The 17,298-nt window shown below is 69.5% G+C and carries 14 protein-coding genes; 12 read left to right on the top strand and 2 right to left on the bottom strand.

Annotated features, from left to right (window positions below):
- Positions 1-21 precede the first annotated feature (21 nt).
- The 9 genes from leuC to MMF96_RS03830 all read left to right on the top strand — a co-directional run bounded on the left by leuC (position 22) and on the right by MMF96_RS03830 (position 12,844).
- Positions 22-1,464 carry a 3-isopropylmalate dehydratase large subunit gene (gene leuC, locus MMF96_RS03870; protein WP_256882687.1) on the top strand — a complete coding sequence of 481 codons (1,443 nt, stop codon included), beginning with the start codon at positions 22-24 and terminating at the stop codon, positions 1,462-1,464.
- A gap of 11 nt (positions 1,465-1,475) precedes the next feature.
- Entirely contained in the window at positions 1,476-2,075 is a 600-nt protein-coding gene (gene leuD, locus MMF96_RS03865) for a 3-isopropylmalate dehydratase small subunit (protein ID WP_256882611.1), read from the top strand.
- Between the two features lie 421 nt (positions 2,076-2,496).
- Positions 2,497-3,045, top strand: coding sequence for a MarR family winged helix-turn-helix transcriptional regulator (locus tag MMF96_RS03860; protein ID WP_256882610.1), 549 nt, complete (start codon positions 2,497-2,499; stop codon positions 3,043-3,045).
- Positions 3,042-7,013, top strand: a complete 3,972-nt coding sequence (locus MMF96_RS03855) for an ABC transporter ATP-binding protein (protein WP_256882609.1) — start codon at positions 3,042-3,044, stop codon at positions 7,011-7,013. Before MMF96_RS03860 ends, MMF96_RS03855 begins: the two co-directional genes overlap by 4 nt.
- A gap of 151 nt (positions 7,014-7,164) precedes the next feature.
- Positions 7,165-8,502 (top strand): UDP-N-acetylglucosamine 1-carboxyvinyltransferase, encoded by a 1,338-nt coding sequence (gene murA / locus MMF96_RS03850; protein ID WP_176616524.1) that lies wholly within the window; start codon positions 7,165-7,167, stop codon positions 8,500-8,502.
- 38 nt (positions 8,503-8,540) lie between these two features.
- A complete protein-coding gene (locus MMF96_RS03845) occupies positions 8,541-9,362 on the top strand; it encodes a 1-acyl-sn-glycerol-3-phosphate acyltransferase (RefSeq protein WP_176616523.1) in 822 nt (273 codons plus the stop codon).
- Positions 9,359-10,396 (top strand): NAD(P)H-dependent glycerol-3-phosphate dehydrogenase, encoded by a 1,038-nt coding sequence (locus tag MMF96_RS03840; RefSeq protein ID WP_176616522.1) that lies wholly within the window; start codon positions 9,359-9,361, stop codon positions 10,394-10,396. The genes MMF96_RS03845 and MMF96_RS03840 overlap by 4 nt, the downstream gene beginning before the upstream one ends.
- 3 nt (positions 10,397-10,399) lie before the next feature.
- A complete protein-coding gene (locus MMF96_RS03835) occupies positions 10,400-11,548 on the top strand; it encodes a D-alanine--D-alanine ligase family protein (RefSeq protein ID WP_256882608.1) in 1,149 nt (382 codons plus the stop codon).
- 132 nt (positions 11,549-11,680) lie between these two features.
- A complete protein-coding gene (locus MMF96_RS03830) occupies positions 11,681-12,844 on the top strand; it encodes a methyltransferase (RefSeq protein WP_256882607.1) in 1,164 nt (387 codons plus the stop codon).
- On the opposite strand, the gene MMF96_RS03825 is transcribed toward MMF96_RS03830, so the two are convergent.
- Complete coding sequence (locus tag MMF96_RS03825; RefSeq protein ID WP_176616519.1) at positions 12,841-13,338, bottom strand: DUF3515 domain-containing protein; 498 nt, start codon at positions 13,336-13,338, stop codon at positions 12,841-12,843. The genes MMF96_RS03830 and MMF96_RS03825 overlap by 4 nt on opposite strands.
- Positions 13,339-13,417: 79 nt before the next feature.
- Here MMF96_RS03825 and MMF96_RS03820 point away from each other — a divergent pair, with 79 nt between their 5' ends.
- Both MMF96_RS03820 and MMF96_RS03815 read left to right on the top strand, forming a co-directional pair.
- Entirely contained in the window at positions 13,418-13,900 is a 483-nt protein-coding gene (locus MMF96_RS03820) for a hypothetical protein (protein WP_256882606.1), read from the top strand.
- 104 nt (positions 13,901-14,004) lie between these two features.
- Positions 14,005-15,042, top strand: coding sequence for an LCP family protein (locus MMF96_RS03815; protein ID WP_256882605.1), 1,038 nt, complete (start codon positions 14,005-14,007; stop codon positions 15,040-15,042).
- A 35-nt stretch (positions 15,043-15,077) separates the two neighbouring features.
- Here the strand turns inward: MMF96_RS03815 and MMF96_RS03810 are convergent, their stop codons facing one another.
- Positions 15,078-16,265: a CaiB/BaiF CoA-transferase family protein gene (locus MMF96_RS03810; protein WP_256882604.1), complete on the bottom strand. Its 1,188-nt coding sequence runs from the start codon at positions 16,263-16,265 to the stop codon at positions 15,078-15,080.
- A 140-nt stretch (positions 16,266-16,405) separates the two neighbouring features.
- On the opposite strand from MMF96_RS03810, the gene MMF96_RS03805 reads away from it, so the two are divergent.
- A complete protein-coding gene (locus MMF96_RS03805) occupies positions 16,406-17,248 on the top strand; it encodes an IclR family transcriptional regulator (RefSeq protein WP_176616515.1) in 843 nt (280 codons plus the stop codon).
- Positions 17,249-17,298: the final 50 nt, after the last annotated feature.

Genomic DNA, 17,298 nt, shown 5'->3' with positions numbered 1-17,298 from the left:
CCGCGCAGGGCTGCGAAGACGCTGGCGGAAAAAGTTTGGCGGGACCACGTGGTCAAGCAGGGCGAGGGTGCGGGCGACGCCGCCCAGCCGGACCTCCTCTACATCGACCTCCACCTCGTCCACGAGGTCACCTCCCCGCAGGCCTTTGAGGGGCTGCGCCTGGCCGGCCGCCCGCTGCGCCGCCCGGACCTGACCATCGCCACCGAGGACCACAACACCCCCACGCTGGCCATCGACAAGCCCATCGCAGACCTGACCAGCCGCACCCAGATCCAGACGCTGCGCAACAACTGCAAGGAATTCGGCGTCCGGCTGCACTCCCTGGGCGACGCCGAACAGGGCATCGTCCACGTGGTCGGCCCGCAGCTTGGGCTGACCCAGCCGGGCATGACAGTGGTCTGCGGCGACTCCCACACCTCCACGCACGGGGCCGTCGGCGCGCTCGCCTTCGGCATCGGCACCTCCGAGGTGGAGCACGTCATGGCCACCCAGACCCTGCCGCTGAAACCGTTCAAGACCATGGCCGTCAACGTCGAGGGCACCCTGCGCCCCGGCGTCAGCTCCAAGGACATCATCCTGGCGATCATCGCCAAGATCGGCACCGGCGGCGGGCAGGGCTACGTCCTGGAATACCGCGGCTCGGCCATCCGCGCCCTGTCCATGGACGCCCGCATGACCATCTGCAACATGTCCATCGAGGCCGGTGCCCGCGCCGGCATGATCGCCCCCGATGAAACCACCTTTGAGTTCCTCAAGGGCCGCCCCCACGCACCGGCCGGCGCCGATTGGGATGCCGCCGTCGAGTACTGGAAGTCGCTGGCCACCGAGGGCGACGCCGAGTTTGACGCCGAGGTGTTCCTGGACGCCAACACGCTGGAACCGTTTGTCACCTGGGGCACCAACCCCGGCCAGGGCGTTTCCCTGAACGACACCGTTCCCTCACCCGAGTCCTTCGGCGACGAGAACGCAAAGGCGGCCGCCGAGCGCGCCCTGGCCTACATGGACCTCGAGGCCGGCACGCCCATGAAGGACATCCGCGTGGACACCGTCTTCCTGGGCTCGTGCACCAACTCGCGCATCGAAGACCTGCGCGCGGCGGCGGACATCATCCGCGGCCGCGAAAAGGACCCCAACGTGCGCATGATGGTGGTCCCGGGCTCGGCCCGCGTCCGCCTGGAGGCCGAGGCGGAGGGCCTGGACCAGGTGTTCCTGGACTTCGGAGCCGAATGGCGCTTCGCCGGCTGCTCCATGTGCCTGGGCATGAACCCGGACCAGCTGGAGCCGGGCGAGCGCTGCGCGTCCACGTCCAACCGCAACTTCGAGGGCCGGCAGGGCAAGGGCGGGCGCACCCACCTGGTCTCGCCCGTCGTCGCGGCCGCCACTGCGGTACGCGGCACGCTGAGCTCGCCGTCGGACCTTGAGCCTGCCGCTTCCGCGTCCACATCCGCCAGCAACGTAGCGTAAGGAGCTCATCCATGGAAAAGTTCTCCACCCACACCGGCATTGGTGTTCCGCTGCGCCAGAGCAACGTCGACACCGACCAGATCATCCCCGCCGTCTACCTAAAGCGCATCACCCGCACGGGCTTCGAGGACGCGCTTTTCGCCAGCTGGCGCAAGAACCCGGAGTTCATCCTCAACCAGGAGCCGTTCAACGCCGGATCCGTGCTGGTGGCCGGCGCGGACTTCGGCACCGGTTCCTCCCGTGAGCACGCCGTCTGGGCGCTGAAGGACTACGGCTTCAAGGCCGTGCTGTCCTCCCGCTTTGCCGACATCTTCCGCGGCAACTCCGGCAAGCAGGGCCTGGTGGCGGCCGAGGTGGCCCAGGACGACATCGAGCTGATCTGGAAGGTCCTCGAGCATGCCCCGGGCACCGAAGTCACCGTTGACCTGGTGGACAAGATGGTCACGGCCGGCTCCGTTGTGGCACCGTTCCAGATCGACGACTACACCCGCTGGCGCCTGCTCGAGGGCCTGGACGACATCGGCCTGACACTTCGCGACGAACCGGCCATCACGGCCTTCGAGGCAACCCGGCCGTCCTTCAAGCCGACCACGCTGCCTGCCAAGAGCTGACTTCCGGCCCCGCAGCGCCCGGGCTCGGGCCGGCTCCCCGCCGTCGGCAGGACAGCCGTGGCGGGTTGACGCCGGCACCGGGCGGGATCGCCGTTCGACCGTACACTTCTGGCGGCCAACTCCACGAGTTGGCCGCCAGAAGTGTACGTTCGGGAGCCAGGTGCCCAGTGGGACCTGCCCCAGGGCACCGTCAGTACGGCCGCGGCGGTGCAACTCCTGCGGGCTGGGCCCCGCGCCCGGATTCGGCGGTGCAGCTCCTGCGGGCTGGAAGCTGCCTGGCCCGCTTTACCTGAACCATCGAAAGTGCCCGCCGATGGGCCACGGTGCGCCTTTTGGGCACCGTCCCGGCCGCCGGGCGTTCCCGGCAAATTCACAGCCAAAAAATGGTTCGATGCCCGAACAAAGTGCCTACGCTTGAGGGATGGCGGAAGAGCTTGAAATCAAGGGTGGCCCCGATGCGGCAGTCGCGGCGGTGCGGGCCGTGGTGCGGGTGTCCAGGCTGTTGGAGCGCTCGCTCTCGGAGCTGAGCCTGCCGCACTACCGCATCCTCGCGGCGTTGTCCGCAGGCGAGGAAATTGCCTCCCGGGTGGCCGCGCGACTGGCACTGGGCCGGCCCGCGGTCAGTGCCGCCGTGGCCGCCCTGGCCGGGCGCGGCCTGCTGGTGCGCGTCGACGTGGCGGGCGACCAGCGGGCGGCCGCCCTGCAACTAACAGGGGAAGGCTGGGCGGCGCTCGCCCGCGCCGACGGGTCCATGGCCGCCGCCCTGCGCGAAATTGCCGACGCGAGCGGCCACCCCGAACAGCTCCTCGACACCATGGGCCTGCTTAACGACGCCGTCAGCAGGGTTTATGCCGGGCACCGCAAGACGGCTGTGCCTGCCGCAAAGCCAGCCCCTGCCGGCAAGCCCGCGCCGGCAAGAAACCCTGCGCGCGCCGGCAAGCCCGCGCCGGCTGCAAAGGCCGCACCGTGACCCAGGTACGGGACCGGGGCCCGCACGGAGACGGTGCCGAACGCCCGGCCGGCGCCAGTCCGACGCCAGGCCGGAACCCGAAACACGGCCACAACCCGGACGGCGGCCACAACCCGGACCAAAACCGGCCACGGCCGAAGACCTCACCCGGCTGGATCCGCCGGCTCTGGGGCTACCTGCTCCGCCACAAGCTGGACATGGTGCTGGCGGTTTCCGCGGCCGTGATCGGCAGCGCCTGCCAGACGGTGGTGCCGCTGGTCACCCGGCAGATCGTGGACAATGTGATCCTGACGCGCAGCTCCCCGCTGCTGCCGTGGCTGGTGCTGCTGATCGGGCTCGCGGCGGCGACGTTCGGCTTTTCCTACATCCGCCGCTACCGGGGCGGCCGCGTGGCCCTGAACGTCCAGTACGACCTCCGCAATGACATGCAGGCGCACCTGCAGTCCATGGACGCCACGCATCTGGACACGATGCCCACGGGCCAGCTTGTGGGCCGCGCCAACTCGGACACCGCCCTGGTCCAGGGCCTGCTTGCCTTCCTGCCCATCATGAGCGGGAACCTGCTGATGTTGCTGCTGTCCATGGGCGTGATGCTGTACCTCTCGCCCGTGCTGGCCATCATCAGCCTGGTCATGGCGCCGGCGCTCCTGGTGGTCTCCTACCGCATGCGCTGGCGGATCTTCCCGGCCACCTGGGATGCGCAGCAGCGCGAGGGCGACGTCGCGCAAATCGTCGACGAGGCCGTCAACGGCGTGCGGGTGGTCAAGGCGTTCGGCCAGGAACAGCATGAGATCGACCGCATGGCGCGCGCCGCCGGCACCCTGTACGGCTCACAGATGCGCGCCACCCGGCTGCAGGCCCGCTACCAGCCGCTCCTGCAGGCCATCCCGTCCCTGGGCCAGGTGGCCGTGCTGGCGGCCGGCGGCTTCATGGTCCTGCACCAGCAGATCACCCTCGGCACGTTCCTCGCATTTTCCACCTACGTCGCCCAGCTCATGGCGCCCGCCCGCCAGCTCGCGGGCCTGTTGACCATCGGCCAGCAGGCGCGTGCCGGCGTGGAGCGGATCTTCCAGCTGCTGGACCTGCGCCCAGGCATTGCCGATGCCCCGGACGCCCGCGCCGTCCCGGACCTCCGCGGCGCCATCGAGTTCCGCGATGTGCGTTTCACGTACGACGCCGGCTCCCGTCCCGTGCTGGACGGCGTCACCTTAAGCGTGGCCCCGGGTGAGCGGGTGGCCCTGGTGGGTGCCAGCGGCAGCGGAAAATCAACCGCCACCCTGCTGGTCCCGCGCTTTTACGACCCCGCCTCCGGGCAGGTGCTCGTGGACGGGCAGGACGTCCGGGGGCTCACGCTGCATTCGCTGCGCCGCCGGATCGGCACGGTCTTTGAGGAAAGCTTCCTGTTCTCCGACACGGTCCGGGCCAACATCGCCTATGGCAGCCCCGACGCGACCGACGAGCAGATCGAGGCGGCGGCGCGCACCTGCCAGGCCCACGGGTTCATCGAGGGGCTGCCGGCCGGCTACGACACCATGGTGGGCGAGCGCGGCCTGGTCCTCTCCGGCGGGCAGCGGCAGCGGATCGCGCTGGCCCGCGCGCTCCTGGCCGGGCCGCGGATCCTGATCCTCGACGACGCCACCAGCGCCGTGGATGCCCGCACCGAGGAAGCCATCCACGCCGGGCTGCGTGAATCCACCGGCGGCATGACGGTGCTGCTCGTGGCGCACCGGCTCTCCTCGCTGCACCTGGCCGACCGCATTGTGGTGTTCGACGGCGGGCGCATCACGGCGGCAGGCACGCACGACGAACTGCAGGAATCGAGCGCGCTGTACCGCACGCTGCTGACAGGCCTGGCCGAACTCGAGACGGCAGCGCAGGGCGACCCGGCCGGCGTCGTGCCCGAACTGCCCGGCGTGACGGCCGCGGCGTGGGGCACGGCCCCGGCCCCGGAGAAGACGCGCTCTGTCCGGTCGATCGGCGCCCCAAGCCTGGGCGGCGGGCTGGGCCGCGGCGGCGGTGGGGGCTGGCGGCGGAGCCTGGCACCCACGCCGGAACTGCTGGCGCGGGTGGCGGCGCTGCGGCCCGTCAAGGACTCGGCGGTGCCGGACCTGGCGCGGGAGACCCGGCCGGATCCCAGGTTCAGCCTGTGGCGGCTCATGGGTGAATTCCGCCGGCCGCTGCTGCTGGGCCTGCTGTTGGTGGTGCTCGACGCCGTTGCCTCCCTGGTGGGGCCGGTCCTGGTGCGCACCGGCATCGACCAGGGCGTCAACCGGGGCGTGGCGGCCGTCCTCGTCGCGGCGTCGGCCATCTACCTGGTGGCCACGCTGGCGGACCTGTTCATTGAAATTGGCGAAACGTTCATCACCGGGCGCACCGCGCAACGGGTCATGCTCTCGCTCCGGCTGCGCATCTGGGCGCAGCTGCAGCGCCTGTCCCTGGACTACTACGAACGGGAAATGGCCGGGCGCATCATGACGCGCATGACCACCGACGTGGACCAGTTTGAGTCGTTGATCCAGAACGGGCTGCTCTCGGCGCTGGTGGCGTTCGTGACCTTTGCCGGGGTGGGGACGGCCCTGGTCCTCTTCAACGCCGAACTGGCCCTGTGCGTGTTCGCCGTGGTGGTGCCGCTGGCCATCGCCACGGTGATGTTCCGGCGCCGGGCCGGCAGGCTGTACGACCAGTCACGCGAACGCATTGCCGTGGTGAACGCAGACTTCCAGGAAAGCCTCTCCGGCGTGCGCGAAGCCCAGGCCTTCGTGCACGAGGACGCCACCGGCAGGCGCTTCCGGGCGCTGGGTCAGCGGTACCTGTCCTCCCGGCTGGCGGCGCAGCGGCTCGTGGCCCTGTACTTCCCGTTCGTGGCCTTCCTCTCCGCCGTGGCCGAGGCGATTGTGCTGGGCGTGGGCTCGAACATGGTGGTGGCCGGGGCGTTGAGCACCGGGGCGCTGATCGCGTTCCTGCTCTACATCAACATGTTCTTCTCGCCCATCCAGCAGCTCTCGCAGGTGTTCGACGCCTGGCAACAGACCCGCGTGTCGGTGCTGCGGATCTCCGAACTGATGAAGCTGGAAACCCTGACGCCCAACGACCCCGGGCCGGTGCCGGTCCGCTGCGCCGGGGTGGCGGGCGTGGACATCGCGGGGGCGCTGTCCCTCGAGGGCGTGCACTTCAGCTACCCGGCGGCACCGCCCCGCGCCGTCCGGGAGCTGCGCGGCCCCGCCGATCCACGCAACCTCCGCCCGGACTACGCCCATGCGGTGAAGCCGCCGGAGGCGATCCGCGGGCTCAACCTGGACATCGCCCCGGGGGAGACCGTGGCCCTGGTGGGCGAGACCGGGGCCGGGAAGTCAACGGTGATGAAGCTGCTGCTGCGCTTTTACGATCCGCAGGCCGGCAACGTCCGCGTGGACGGCACCGCGCTTCGCCGCCTTGACCTGCCCGGCTACCGCCACCGGCTCGGCTACGTGCCACAGGAGGCCTTCCTGTTCACCGGCACCGTCCGCGACAACATCGCCTACGGCCGGCCCGGCGCCGGCGACGAGGCGGTGGAGGCCGCTGCCCGGGCCGTGGGGGCGCATGATTTCATCGCCGGGCTCGACGGCGGCTACCGGCACGAGCTGGCCGAGCGCGGGCGCTCGCTGTCCGCCGGGCAGCGCCAGCTCCTTGCCCTGGCCCGGGCCGAGCTCGTGGACCCGGCCATCCTGCTGCTGGACGAGGCCACCTCCAACCTGGACCTGGCCACGGAGGCGAAGGTGACGGCGGCCATGCACCGGCTGGCACGCGGCCGCACCACCGTGGTCATCGCGCACCGGCTGCAAACCGCGCGGGCGGCGGACAGGATTGTGGTGCTGGCCCACGGGCGGATCGCCGAGTCCGGCACGCACCATGAACTGATGGTGCAGGACGGGCTGTATGCGGCCATGTGGGAAGCGTTCGAACCCGGCACCGCGGAGCCTGGGCCCTGAGCTGCCCACGGTGTGACGCCGGACGCTCCTTCCGGACGCGCCCGTGGCGCCGTTTCGGCATACCCCCGGATGAAACTATGCTTGGTTGAGGCTTCCCGCGGTAAGGGGAACGCCGAGGGGGAGTCGAACTGGTACAAAAGGATGTGTATTCATGAGCAGGATTCTGACGGTCCGTGGAGGTGTCCCGCTCAAGGGACGGGTGCAGGTGCGCGGTGCCAAGAACCTGGTGCCCAAGGCCATGGTGGCGGCGTTGCTGGGCAATGCCCCGTCCACGCTCCGCAACGTCCCCGAGCTCAAGGACGTGGAGGTTGTCACGTCGCTGCTGCAGATTCACGGTGTCACCGTGGTGAAGGATCCGGTCACGGGGGACCTGACCATGGACCCTTCCAACGCCAAGAAGGCCTCCAGCTCGGAAATCAACACCCACGCCGGGGACTCCCGCATCCCGATCCTGCTCTGCGGCCCGCTGATCCACTCCATCGGCCACGCCTTCATCCCCGACCTGGGCGGCTGCAAGATCGGCGACCGGCCCATCGACTACCACCTGGATGTGCTGCGCAAGTTTGGCGCCGTGGTGGACAAGACCGGCACCGGCATTCTCATTTCGGCCCCCACCGGGCTGAAGGGCACCAAGATCTCCCTGCCCTACCCGAGCGTGGGTGCCACGGAACAGGTCCTGCTATCCGCCACGAGGGCCGAGGGCGTCACCGAGCTCAGCGGCGCGGCGACCGAGCCGGAGATCATCGACCTGATCGCCATCCTGCAAAAAATGGGCGCCATCATCGCCGTCCAGGCGGACCGCATCATCCGCATCGAAGGCGTGAAGGAACTCACCGGCTACGTCCACACCGCCCTGCCGGACCGCAACGAGGCGGCCTCCTGGGCCTCGGCCGCGCTGGTGACCGGCGGCGACATCTACGTCGAGGGCGCCAGGCAGCGGGACATGATGACGTTCGTGAACACCTTCCGCAAGATCGGCGGCGGCATGGACATCCAGGACGACGGCATCCGCTTCTACCACCCCGGCGGCGACCTGAAGCCGCTGGTGCTGGAAACCAATGTGCACCCCGGCTTCATGACCGACTGGCAGCAGCCGCTTGTCGTGGCGCTGACGCAGGCCCAGGGCGTGTCGATCGTGCACGAGACCGTGTACGAAAACCGTTTCGGCTTCACCAAGGCGCTGACCCGCATGGGCGCGAACATCCAGCTGCACCGCGAATGCCTGGGCAGCGTGCCGTGCCGCTTTGGGCAGCGAAACTTCATCCACTCTGCCGTCATCTCCGGCTCCACCCCGCTCAAGGGCGCCACCATTGACATCCCGGACCTCCGCGGCGGCTTCAGCCACATGATCGCGGCGCTCGCAGCCCAGGGCACCTCCACGGTGACCGGGATCGACATCATCAGCCGCGGCTACGAACGCTTCACCGCCAAGCTGGACGGGCTCGGCGCCGACTTTGACGTCCACGACGCCAAACAGGCGCTGGTTTAGGGATGGGCACAACCAAACGCCCGTTCAAACCGAAAAACATGTCGTGGTCCATGCGGCTGGTTTTTGCCTTCATGGCCGGGATTGCCCTGCCCATCATGAATGGGCTCACGGGCAAGGAATGGCGCGGGCTGGAGAAGCTGCCCGCCCGTGAAGGCTTCATTGTGGTGCCCAACCACTGCACGGAGATTGACCCGATCGTGGTGGGCCACATGCTCTACAGCCAAAACATCATGCCGCACTTCCTGGCCAAGGACGGGCTGTTCCGCACGCCCCTGCTCGGGTCCCTCCTCAGGAGCTCGGGCCAGATCCCGGTGGAGCGCAGCGGTGTGGGCGCCGGGAAGTCGCTCGACGTCGCCAGGCAGGTCCTGGCCGACGGCGGTGCCGTGATCATCTACCCCGAGGGCACCCTCACCCGCGACCCCGGCCTCTGGCCGATGAAGGGCCGGACCGGGGCTGCCCGGCTGGCCCTGGGCACCGGCGCCAAGGTCATCCCCGTGGCGCACTGGGGCGCCCAGGAAGTGTTCCCGCGCTACGCCAAGGGCTTCAAGATCTTCCCGCGCAAAAACACGCGCGTGGTGGTGGGCGACCCCGTCGACCTCAGCGCCTTCGCCGGCCAGGCAGGCGACAAGGCCACGCTGGAAGCCATGACCGAGGTCATCATGGCCGACATCACCGCCCTCCTGGAGGGCCTGCGCGGCGAAAAGGCCCCGGGCGGGCGGTGGGACCCCGCCGCGCACCACCAGTCCATGCACGGCCGGTTCGTTGAGCGCGGGGCGAAGCCCGCCGAAAACAAGCCGGCCGAAAATACGGCTCCCGGGCAAAACGACGCCGGCACAACAGAAACGGGGGACGCCCGGTGAGCTACGTGGATGGCACGGCACCGGCCAAAATCGCGGTGTTGGGTGCCGGCAGTTGGGGAACCACGTTTGCCAAGGTCATGGCCGATGCGGCGCAGGGCACGGACCGGAAAATAGTGTTGTGGGGGCGCCGGCCGGAGGTGGTGGAGCAGGTCAACCGCCAGCACCGCAACCCCCGCTACCTTTCCACCACGGAGCTGCCCGGGAACATCAGCGCCTCCACGGATGTCGGGGAGGTGCTCGAGGACGCGGAGCTCGTGGTGCTGGCCGTCCCCGCCCAAACCCTGCGTGAGCAGCTGCGCGGGTGGGCCGGGCACCTGGCGGGGAACGCCGTCGTCGTGAGCCTGATGAAGGGGCTGGAGCTGGGAACGGACCAGCGGATGTCCCAGGTGATCGAACAGGAACTGGGCCTCAGCAAGGACCGGGTGGTGGTGGTGTCCGGGCCCAACCTGGCCATGGAGATCGCGCGGCAGGAACCCACGGCCTCGGTGGTGGCGTGCGCGGAGGAGAACACGGCCAAGTGGGTCGCGGCCCTGTGCACGCCGCCGTACTTCCGCCCGTACACGGTGGACGATGTGGTGGGCGTGGAGATTGGCGGGATCGTCAAGAACGTGATTGCCCTGTGCGTGGGCATCTGCGAGGGCAAGAAGGTCGGCGACAACACCAAGGCCACCGTCATCACGCGCGGCCTGGCGGAAACCACGCGCCTGGCGCTGGCACTCGGCGGGAAGGCGGAGACGCTGGCCGGGCTGGCCGGGCTCGGCGACCTCGTCGCCACGTGTTCGTCGTCGCTGAGCCGCAACCACACGGCCGGGCGCATGTTGGGCGAGGGACTGACGCTGGATGAGGTCAACAACCGCATGACGCAGACGGCCGAGGGCATCAAGTCCGGCCGCGCCGTGAAGGACCTGGCCGCCAAGGTGGGCGTTGACATGCCCATCACCAACGCGGTGGTTGCCGTGCTGGAAGGTAAACTGACTGTCGACGACCTCGGGCCGCTGCTGCTGGCCCGCGAATTGAAATCCGAAGGCGACTAACGCGTGAGCACTCCAGCAACAACCCCTTCCACAGCTGCGCCCGCCCGCATCCGGGTGGCGATCCTGTTTGGCGGGCGCTCCAGCGAGCACGCCGTCAGCTGCGTCACCGCTGCCGGCGTTTTGGGCGCCATTGACAGGACCAAGTACGACGTCGTTCCCATCGGCATTGCAAAAAGCGGCCAGTGGGTGTTGGCCGGGGATGACGTCGCCGGCTGGTCGCTGACCGGTGGCAGCCTGCCTGAGGTGGCGGCCGGGGGCAAGTCGGTTTCGCTGGCCCACCTGGGCGGCGGCCACCAGCTGGTGGTGACCGAGTCGTGCAGCGTGCCCGAGGAACTGGGCTCCGTGGACGTGGTGTTCCCGCTGCTGCACGGGCCGTGGGGCGAGGACGGCACCATCCAGGGGCTGCTGGAACTTTCCGACACCCGGTATGTGGGCGCCGGCGTGCTGGCGTCCGCGATCGGCATGGACAAGCACTTCATGAAGGTGGTGTTTGCGGCGGCCGGGCTGACGGTGGGCCCATATGTCGCCGTGACGGACCGTGACTGGACCGTCAACCCGGAGCGTGTGCGCGAGAGCGTGGCCGCGCTGGGCTTCCCCGTTTTCGTCAAGCCGGCCCGGGCCGGCTCCTCCATGGGCATCTCCAAGGTGGATTCCATGGACGGGCTCGACGCCGCGATCCTTGCTGCCCGGGAACACGACCTCAAGCTGGTCATCGAGGCCGGCATCGTGGGCCGCGAAATTGAAATCGCCGTCCTTGAAGGCCGGGGGAGCGATGCCCCGCGCGTTTCCCTGCCGGGCGAGATCGCCATGGTGGACGGCGCGCACCACCGGTTCTACGACTTTGAGGCCAAGTACGTCCAGGGCGGCGCCGTGAACCTCAGCTGCCCGGCGGACATGCCGGAGGCGGACATCGCCCGCGTCCGCGAGCAGGCGGCCCGCGCCTTTGACGCCGTCGAAGCCGAGGGGCTCTCCCGCGTTGACTTCTTTTACACGGCCGACGGCGGGCTGGTCATCAACGAGATCAACACGATGCCCGGCTTTACCCCGAGTTCCATGTACCCGCAAATGTGGGCCGCCTCGGGGCTGTCCTACCCGGAGCTGATCGACGAACTGCTGCAGCTGGCCCTGACCCGGAAGACCGGCCTGCGCTGAGCCCGGTGCCCGGAGACTGAGCCGGCCGAAGTCCGGGCCCGCCGAAATCGGGGCCTGCCGAAATCGGGCGTCTCGAAATCCGGGTGCGTCGAGACCCATCCCAGCCAGCCAACCCCAGGAGCGCCCCACAGCATGAGCACCGAACCGACAGCCGCCGCCCACGCCACGGTCACGTGGACGCGGGACGGCGCGGAGCACACCGCGCTGTGGCACTCGGCCAACGGTGCCAAGGCGCCAAGGACCGTAGTGGCCGTTGATGACGCCCTGACCGCCGACGACGCCTACCGCCTCGCTGCCCAGGGCACGGCCATGCTGTGGACCGGCGACTACCACAACGCCCGCCAGCTGCTCTCCGCCCTGGCCCGCCGGCTGCCGGACGGCACCAGGAAGCACAAGCACCGCGGCGAAACCGTGGCCGAAGCGTTCTACCGCTACCGCCAGTCCCGCTCCCAGCGGGCCCGGGTGCTCGGCCTGCTGCTGGTGCCGCTGGAGGCGGGCCCCGCCGTCGCACTGCGCCGCGCCCCGGACATTGCCGGGGCCTGGCTGGCCGCCGCCGGCCCCGTCACCGGGCCGGTGGTGGTGCCGTTGCAGGACGTGCTCGGGGCCATCGGGGCCTGGGAATGGCGCCGGAACGGGTTGTTTGTCGAAGCCCTGGATGCCGTGATTTATCCGCACTATGGGACGTTTGCCCCCATCCGCAGCGAATACCTGGATTTGGTGGCGCAGGCCGGGCTGCCGTCGCGGGAGCTGGCGTTCGACATTGGCACGGGCACCGGCGTCCTGGCTGCCATCCTGGCCCGGCGGGGCGTTGCAAGGGTCATTGCCACGGACAGCGAGCCGCGGGCCATCGCGTGCGCTGCGGAAAACCTGGAACTGCTGGGGCTGGCGGGCCGGGTGGAGCCGCTGCTGGCCGACATGTTCCCCGCCGGCCGGGCGCCCTTGATTGTCTGCAATCCGCCGTGGCTGCCGGGGACGCCCCACACTTTGTTGGACAACGCCGTCTATGATCCCAAGAGCCGTATGCTCAAGGCCTTCCTGAACGGCCTGGCGGACCACCTGGAACCCGGGGGCGAGGGCTGGCTGGTCATCTCCGACCTCGCCGAACTCCTGGGCCTGCGCTCCCGCGACGAGCTCCTGGACTGGATCGAGGCGGCCGGGCTCGTCATCAGGGACAGGCTGGACACGCCGGCGAAACACCCGCGCTCCATGGACCGCAACGATCCCTTCTTCGACGCCCGCTCACGCGAGACCACCTCATTGTGGAAACTTGGCGCGGCCCGGACGCAGGCCTTCTAGCCCGCCTTCGCGCTGGGGAGGTTCTCCACATCGGCCGGGCCCACGCACGCGCGCACCTTCGGCAGCTTGTCGGCTGCGTTGGAGAGTTCGGCCAGCACGGAGCTGGAAGCGATCTTGTTCGGGTCGATGGTCACCTCGGCGGCGGGGTTGCGCCCGTAGGTGGTCATGGTCCAGTCCGGGTCACCTTCCTTGATGATCCAGTCGACGCCGTTGACCCCGACGCACCTGGCGGTGGTGGGCCCGGGAACTTCGACGCCACACCGCAAGATGACCAGCGACGGGTTGCCCCAGGCGGCGGTGGCCTGGCTGGTGGTGGTGCGGCGCTGGGCGCCTGCCAGGGTGTCCGGCAGGGAAACCATCATGGGGGCACAGGCAGGGTTGTTGGAATCCGTGGCGGCAGCCACGCCCACGGACGGCGCACAACCGGTCAGGACCAGGAGGGCGGCGGCTGCACAGGGCACAGCGGACCGCCAGGACGGGGATTTCAAACGCATGGATCAAGCCTAGCCCGGGAAACTGGGAACCCCCGCCGGAGACTGTACGGTGCCCGTAGAAGGCGCGGATAATGAAACCATGGGCAGGGTCGAGGACGCGGCGGCGCGGCGGGGGCGCGGGTTGCGCCGGGGTGCCTTCCTTGCGGTCATGCTGCTGCTGGCGCAGTACCTGCTGGGGATGGTGGTGAACCTCTTCGTGCATGTCCCCAAGGTGCATCCCGGTGCCAACGCCGCCGAATACTTTGGCGGCGTGACGGCAGGCGTCGCCTGGGCCCTGGCCCATGGCGGAGTGTGGCTCGCCCTGCACGCCGGGCTGGGGGTGGTCCTGGTGCTGACCGCCATCGGCCTGGTCGTCCAGGCGGCCCGAGCTGGGCGGCGCAGCCATCTGGCACTCACCATTGTGGCCGGCGTCCTGGTCCTCGGCGCCGGATTCAATGGCGGGAGCTTCCTCAACTACGGGGAGGATGTCAGCTCCCTCATCATGGCGACGTTGTGGGCCCTGGCGACGGCATGCTACGTGACACTGCTGAGGTTGCCGGCCGTGGCCCGGTCGGGCGGGTAGCGCCGGCCGCATTCGCGCCGGAAATGTCACGGGCGGGCAACAACGGGGCGGCATCCATCCACATTGACGGCACGTTCGCCACCTTGCGGTGGGATGATGCTGCCATGAGCGAACACATGGCTGCGCCGGTCCCTGCCCGGCACCGACGCAAAACCGGACGCAACGTGCTGCTGTTCCTCCCGGCCATCCTGGTGGCGGCCGCGGTGGTTGCCGGCCTGTTCGTGTTCAACCTGGCCCACAGCTATGACACCAAGACGCAAAAGATCGCGCAGGCGTTCCCCAGCGGGGCGTCCCGGCCGGTCAAGCCCACGGAGGGCCCGGCGTCGAACGCCATGAACATCCTGATCTTGGGCAGCGACACCCGCGCCGCCCCGCTTCAACAGTCCGAGGAGGGCCAACCTTCGGACCAGCGCTCGGACACCATGATGTGGGTGCACATCCCGGCGGACCGCAAGCACGTCTACCTGATGTCGATCCTGCGGGACACATGGGTGGACATTCCCGGGCACGGGCAGGCCAAGATCAACGCGGCCATGGCCTACGGGGGAGTGCCGCTGGTGGTGCAGACGCTCGAGGGGCTGTTCAGGAACCGGATCGACCATGTGGCGATCGTGGACTTTCAGGGCTTCAAGGCGATCACCGATGCCCTGGGCGGGGTGGAGGTCAACGTGCCCGTCGGCTTCAAGGCCTACACGACGGACATGACGCTCAAGGCGGGACCGCAAAAGCTCAACGGGGACCAGGCACTTGCGTTCGTGCGGGAGCGCCATGCCTTTGCCGACGGCGACTACCAGCGCGTCAAGGACCAGCAGATCTTCCTCAAGGCCGTCATGAACACCATCCTGGCCCCGGCAACCCTGGCCAACCCGGTCAAGGCCACGCGCCTGGTGGACCAGGCCTCCCCGTACCTCAGCGTGGACAAGGGTCTGGATTCGGCCACCGTGGGCGCGCTGGCCCTGGGCCTGTACGCGGTGCGCGGCCCGGACGTGGTGTCCTTCACCCTCCCCACGCTGGGCACCGGGACCAGCCCGGACGGCCAGTCAATCGTCCTGAAGGACGACGCCGCCATCTCGGCCATAGCGAAGGCCCTCACCGACGATTCACTCGGGTCATACCTGGCGGCGGCCAAGCTCGGCGGTTGAGTCCCCGCTGGCCGGGCGCGTCGAGACCCGGTGCCTTAGCGGCCCGTGCGCACGGGTCCGGAAAGCCATCGGTCAACCATGCCGTTGTGCTGGCCCAGGGTGGGTGCGGGCGAGGGCGCCACGGAACCCTTCAGGCGCAGGGGGGAGGCCAGTGTCCGGAAGCCGTCGGACTCCGTGGCGACGGCGCCGCGGTGGGCCGCGTGCTCACTTTCGAGGGCTTCGTTGACCGTGTGCACCTTCGAGACCGGAACGTGGTGGGCGGAGAGCAGCTCGATGGCCTCCTCGGCGGTGTATGCCTGCAGCGCACCTTCGAGGGCGGCCCGGAACTCACCGGGGAATCCGTTGCGGCGGGTCTGCTCGCTGAACCGTTCGTCCGCCAGCCACTCCGGGCGGTCCAGGGCCGCCGTCAGGCGCGGGAACAGCCGGTCGCCCGCGATGGCAATGGCAATGGAACCGCGCCCGGTCGCATAGGTGCTGAACGGCGTGGACATGGCGTGGTCGTTGCCGCACGCCACCGGCCTCCCGCCGTGGAGTGCGCGCATGCCCACGGATTCCAGGACCGAGACGAGGCTGTCCAGCATGGCCACGTCGATGTGCTGGCCGCGGCCGGTGTGGTGACGTTCGTTGATGGCGGCCAGTGCCGCGATGGCACCGTAAAGGCCCGGGATGACGTCGCCAATGCTGATGCCCACACGGGTGGGATCCCCGCCCCGAAGGCCCGTGATGGACATGAGTCCGCTCATGGCCTGGGCGATCAGGTCGTAGGCGGGTGCCTTTTGCAGCGGCCCGTCCTGGCCGAAACCGGTGATGCTGACGATCACCAGCCGCGGGTTTTCCGCCATGAGGTGTTCGGCGGACAGCCCGAGCCGGTCCATGACGCCCGGGCGGAAGTTCTCGATGAGGACGTCGGAGCGGCGCGCCAGCTCCAGCAGTCGGCCGCGCCCGCCGTCGTCCTTAAGGTCCATGGTGACCCCGTACTTGCTGCGGTTGAACAGGCGGTAGTAGGCGGATTCGCCGTTGTACCAGGGGCCGAAATGGCGGGAGTCGTCGCCGTCGGGGCTTTCCACCTTGATCACCTCCGCGCCGAGGTCGGCCAGGATCATGGCGCAGAACGGGCCGGCCAGCACCCGGGAGAGGTCCAGGACGCGCAGGCCCTCAAGGGAGCCTGGGTGCCCGGGCCCGGCGGCGGGGGAGCGGTTCTCTGGGGCGGGCGTGGCGGTCATGGCTGGCACTGTCCTTTGCAACGGTGGTTCGGCGCGCGGGCCGGAGGTCTGTCCTCCCCATCCGACCATCGAAAGGCGGCCCGGAACACGGTGGTGCCGGTCAATGCGTCTGTGATCACAGACGGCGCTACCATGGTGGGATGAACGCCCCACAGCCCGCGGCGCAGGTGCCTGCCGCCAAGAACGTCCTCTCCGTGCTGCGTTACGTTGCCTCCCAGGGCGGCCCTGTGGGCGCTGCGGCCATTGCGCGCGATGTGGAACTGCCCCGCTCCACGACCTACCACCTGCTGGCGGCCCTCGTGGACGACGGCTTTGTGGTGCACCTGCCGGAGGAGCGCAAGTATGCGCTGGGCGTGACCGCCCACGAGCTCGGCACCGGCTACTCGCGCCAGGCGCCGCTGCAGCGCATCGCCCGGTTCCCGATCGCCCAGCTCGTGGCCCGCACCCGGCGCACCGCGCACCTGGCCGTCATGCACGGGCGCGAGGTCATCTACGTGATTGAGGAACGGGCCAAGCGGCAGCGTGAGCTGGTCACGGACGCCGGCGTCCGCCTCCCCGCCCACCTGACGGCCAGCGGCCGGGCCATGCTCGCGTCCATGTCCGCCGCCCAGCTGGCCGCGCTGTACCCGGGACCGGAGGCGTTTCCCACCCGCTACGAGAACGGCGTCCACTCCGTGGAGGCGCTCAACGAGATCCTCGAACGCATCCGCGAGCGCGGATTCTCCTGGGAACAGGACGAGGTCACCGACGGCTTCTCCAGCCTGGCCGTGGCCGTGGTGGACCGCAGCGGCTATGCCGTGGCCAGCGTGACGCTCACCGTGGCCAACCGGCCGGCGTTGTCCCCTGCCGCGGCCGCGCGCAATGCCGCGGAAGGCGTTGTGCCGGAGCGGACCGTGCAGCTGGAGGACCTGGCCGACCAGTGGCTGCCGGACGTCAAGCGCTGCGCGGCGGAAATCTCGCGGCGGCTGCGGCCCAGCGGCTGACGCCGCCCCGGGGCAGCGAAAAAACACCGGGCACTCCGGTGTTGCGGCCG

It is taken from the genome of Arthrobacter sp. STN4 (genome assembly GCF_024539665.1).
Taxonomy (GTDB): Bacteria; Actinomycetota; Actinomycetes; order Actinomycetales; family Micrococcaceae; genus Specibacter.
Note: the sequence above shows the minus strand (reverse complement) of the source record. Positions and strands in the feature narration are given on the sequence as shown.

Excerpts from the sequence above, each read along its gene's own strand:
- leuD (WP_256882611.1), top strand. The coding sequence starts at position 1,476 with ATGGAAAAGTTCTCCACCCACACCGGCATTGGTGTTCCGCTGCGCCAG.
- MMF96_RS03860 (WP_256882610.1), top strand. The coding sequence starts at position 2,497 with ATGGCGGAAGAGCTTGAAATCAAGGGTGGCCCCGATGCGGCAGTCGCG.
- MMF96_RS03830 (WP_256882607.1), top strand. The coding sequence starts at position 11,681 with ATGAGCACCGAACCGACAGCCGCCGCCCACGCCACGGTCACGTGGACG.
- murA (WP_176616524.1), top strand. The coding sequence starts at position 7,165 with ATGAGCAGGATTCTGACGGTCCGTGGAGGTGTCCCGCTCAAGGGACGG.
- MMF96_RS03810 (WP_256882604.1), bottom strand. The coding sequence starts at position 16,265 with ATGACCGCCACGCCCGCCCCAGAGAACCGCTCCCCCGCCGCCGGGCCC.
- MMF96_RS03820 (WP_256882606.1), top strand. The coding sequence starts at position 13,418 with ATGGGCAGGGTCGAGGACGCGGCGGCGCGGCGGGGGCGCGGGTTGCGC.
- MMF96_RS03825 (WP_176616519.1), bottom strand. The coding sequence starts at position 13,338 with ATGCGTTTGAAATCCCCGTCCTGGCGGTCCGCTGTGCCCTGTGCAGCC.
- MMF96_RS03845 (WP_176616523.1), top strand. The coding sequence starts at position 8,541 with ATGTCGTGGTCCATGCGGCTGGTTTTTGCCTTCATGGCCGGGATTGCC.
- MMF96_RS03805 (WP_176616515.1), top strand. The coding sequence starts at position 16,406 with ATGAACGCCCCACAGCCCGCGGCGCAGGTGCCTGCCGCCAAGAACGTC.
- MMF96_RS03815 (WP_256882605.1), top strand. The coding sequence starts at position 14,005 with ATGAGCGAACACATGGCTGCGCCGGTCCCTGCCCGGCACCGACGCAAA.